The 3,546-nt window shown below is 50.2% G+C and carries 4 protein-coding genes; all 4 read left to right on the forward strand.

Annotated features, from left to right (window positions below):
- Window positions 1-218: hypothetical protein (locus AC2JC8_RS09780; RefSeq protein ID WP_484594644.1), on the forward strand; the 218-nt coding region annotated here is incomplete at its 5' end.
- Window positions 219-367: 149 nt separating this feature from the next.
- The gene (locus AC2JC8_RS09785) at window positions 368-1,807 is read left to right on the forward strand and encodes a circularly permuted type 2 ATP-grasp protein (protein WP_484594645.1); all 1,440 of its coding nucleotides are present in this window, start codon (window positions 368-370) and stop codon (window positions 1,805-1,807) included.
- Entirely contained in the window at window positions 1,792-2,742 is a 951-nt protein-coding gene (locus AC2JC8_RS09790; protein WP_484420397.1) for an alpha-E domain-containing protein, read from the forward strand. The genes AC2JC8_RS09785 and AC2JC8_RS09790 overlap by 16 nt, the downstream gene beginning before the upstream one ends.
- On the forward strand, window positions 2,733-3,546 hold an 814-nt coding region (locus AC2JC8_RS09795), incomplete at its 3' end, for a transglutaminase family protein (protein WP_484594646.1). The genes AC2JC8_RS09790 and AC2JC8_RS09795, both read left to right, overlap by 10 nt.

Consider the following 3,546-nt stretch of genomic DNA (forward strand, 5'->3'; position numbering starts at 1 on the left):
TTGCTAAAGACCGCAATCGGTTTCGCCTTTTAGATGTGGCAGCTTGCTTTCCAGCCAAACCATTTGGCATTGCCATAAGGAAAGGCAGCCCAGGACTGCTTGCAGCTTTGAATGCTGCCCTAACAGAAGAGCAGAGCAAAGGCAGCCTTAAAGAGCTTTTTTCACCCCTAAGTTTGCCAGCAGTGAAAGGATCATCAGCAAATGAAGCTTGCAGATAAAATAAGTATCAAATTACACAATTCGATCGCTAATTACTAGCCGCATGTTGATTGTGTAGCAATGGGAACCATGGGCGGGCGGCTTGATTCCGCACCATAGATAGGTTGCAACAGCTGAAGCCAATGTTTGAAACCTATGTTTGAAACCTATGTTTGAAACCTATGTGCCAATGGGTGGCTTCGATGAATACATGAGTCCCAGCCACACACCCCGTAAAGCGATGGGGGCGCTGATGGATCAGTTGGGGGCCCTGGGACTTAGCCAACTGAATGAAAATCACCGGGCCGCTGAACAACTTCTTAAACGGCTAGGTGCCACCTTCAGGCTCTACAACAGCAATTCAGAGGCCAGCGAAAGAATTTTGCCCTTCGATCCTTTGCCGCGGCTGATCGATCAACAGGATTGGGCCGTGCTGGAAGCGGGTTTAATCCAAAGGCTTGAAGCGATCGACCTCTTTCTTGCTGATATCTATGGGCCCCAGAAAATAATCAAAGATGGAATTATCTCTGTAGAAGAAATAACCAGTAGTCAGGGCTGGCGGCCGCAAATGCAGGGATTAATTCCTCCCCTCGGTCGCTGGTGCCATATCTCAGGCCTCGACCTAGTGCGCGATGGCGATGGCACCTGGCGGGTGCTGGAAGATAACCTGCGCTGCCCATCAGGAGTTGCCTATTTCCTCGAAAATCGCCGCGTGATGAAGCAACTTTTTGGCGGTTTATTTCAAAGCCAGCGAATCGCCCCCATCGATAACTACGCCTCCCAACTACTGCAAACCCTGCAGGAGATAGCCCCCTGGACCGACAGCCCCCAAGTGGTACTCCTCACCCCTGGGGTGCATAACAGCGCCTATTTCGAACACAGCTACCTAGCCCGCTTGATGGGCATCCAACTCGTGGAAGGCACAGATTTGATCTGTGAAGACAATCGGGTATGGATGCGTAGTACCAATGGCCTTGAACGGGTAGATGTGATCTACCGACGTATCGACGACGATTTTCTTGATCCCACCTGTTTCCGCAAAGATTCAATGCTCGGCATAAGCGGCCTTATGGAAGCGTTCCGCCAAGGCCAAGTTGCCATTGCCAATGCCCCTGGCACCGGCATTGCCGACGACAAGCTTATCTATGCCTATGTACCCCAGATGATTCGCTACTACCTAGATGAAGAAACTATTATTCCAAACGTAACTACTTTTCTTTGCTCCCGGCCAAAAGAATGCAGTTATGTGCTGGAACATCTGCCAGAACTAGTAGTAAAAGCGGTATCGGAAGCAGGGGGCTATGGAATGTTGATAGGTCCCCATTCGAGCAGCGAAGAACTCAAGCGTTTCAGTGAATTAATCCAAGCTAATCCTCGCAATTACATCGCCCAACCAACACTTCAACTTTCAACGGTTCCCTCCCTCAGTGAAGGGGAGCTTTATCCATGCCACGTGGATTTAAGGCCATACATATTACGGGGTAAAAAGAGTTGGGTAACTGCAGGGGGACTAACAAGAGTTGCTTTAAAACGCGGCTCCTTGGTGGTTAATTCCTCCCAGGGCGGCGGCAGTAAAGACACCTGGGTGGTTTCATGCTCAGCCGTGTAGCAGAACAGCTCTACTGGATCTTTCGTTATGTGGAACGGGCCGATAATTTAGCCCGCTTCTTAGATGTGAGTATGTCGATGGCGCTGGATTCACCGGCAGGGGGAGATGCAGTGTGGCTGCCGCTGATTGAAGCTTGCGCTGAAAGCAACTTATTTAAAGAATTACACCCTGAGGGTGATGCTGCAGCGGTGGAATGGTTTCTGCTTGCCCAAGCACAAAATCCAAATGCCATTTGTAATTGCATTGCCATCGCCCGCGAAAATGCCCGCCAAATCCGTGAGGTAATCCCCAATGAATTATTTGAAGAACTAAATGCTTTACATCTCGATTTACAACCGGGTGAAAGTTTTTGGCAGCAGGCCCTACCAGAACAACTGCAACTGATAAGGCGCGGCTGCCAGCAGCTTTATGGCATAGCAGATTCCAGTATGAGAAGGGATATCAGCTGGCATTTTGCCAATCTTGGCCGGTTGATTGAAAGGGCGGAAAAAACTGCAAGGATCCTCGATGTGAAATATTTCCTACTGCTGCCAAGCCCTGAAGATGTGGGTGGTGCTTTAGATGAATTGCAATGGATTGCTTTATTACGATCCGCCAGCGCTTATCAAATGTATCGCCAACACACCCAACAACCGATAACCCCTAGTGGAGTTGCTGAATTTCTATTATTGGATCCAGATTTTCCCCGTTCCGTGCGCTATTGCCTTAATGGTATTGCCGAGGCAATTGCAAGTATTGATCAAAAACCACTACTGCAAAGCGGCCATCCCCTTAGCCGCAGCCTGGGGCGCCTCCAGGCCACTTGGAACTATTCCCAAGTGAGCGATGTGATCGATCAAGGCCTTCATCAGGTTATTGATCAATTGCAATTACAAATCAACGATCTCCACACACTATTTGAAACCCGCTACTTCACTTCAAGCCAATGCACGTAAAAATAAGCCATCGCTTTGTCTATACCTATACAAAACCCGTGCAGCTCGGCCCCCATCGGCTGTGTTTGATGCCCCGCAGTATCGGATTCCAAAAACTAATCCAACATAAAATCAGCTTTAATCCAGAACCATGCCACCAATTTGAATTAATAGCAGCTGGTGGCGATCAAATCCTGCGGGCGCGTTTTGTTGGTAGCACCGATCGCTTTGAAATCATTTCAGAAGCTGAGTTGATCACTAGCTCGCCCCCTCTACTTTCACTCTGTTTGGATGAACAGGAACCGCGCTTGCCCTATCCAATCGGCAGGCTAAATGCTGATCTTTTAAGTAATCTGCAGGGCTGGCTGCCCAATGGTCAGCATGATCCAGCCGCCATTGCCTTAGCCCAGGAGGCGATTATCGGCAGCGACCAACACTGCCTCACCTTCCTGCAACAACTGCTGGAGATGATTCAAGAGCGGGTGAACTACACCCAACGCCACCATGGTCCCCCTTGGCCGGCAGGGCGCACCTTGAGGGAACGGGTTGGTTCCTGCCGCGACCTAGCAGTGTTGATGATCGAATGTTGCAGATGCATTGGTTTACCAGCTCGCTTTGTGAGTGGTTACCACCTAGTGGAACCAAAGCCCGATCGCTACGACCTCCACGCCTGGGCAGAGGTTTATCTACCTGGCACCGGTTGGCGCGGATTTGACCCAAGCGGAGCGGGGGCCGTTGATGAACGCTATGTAGCCCTCGCAAGTTCATCTAATCCCGAATTAACAGCAGCCGTAAGCGGCAGTTTTAGTGGCCCGCCTGGGGTTG

It is taken from the genome of Synechococcus sp., assembly GCF_982614295.1.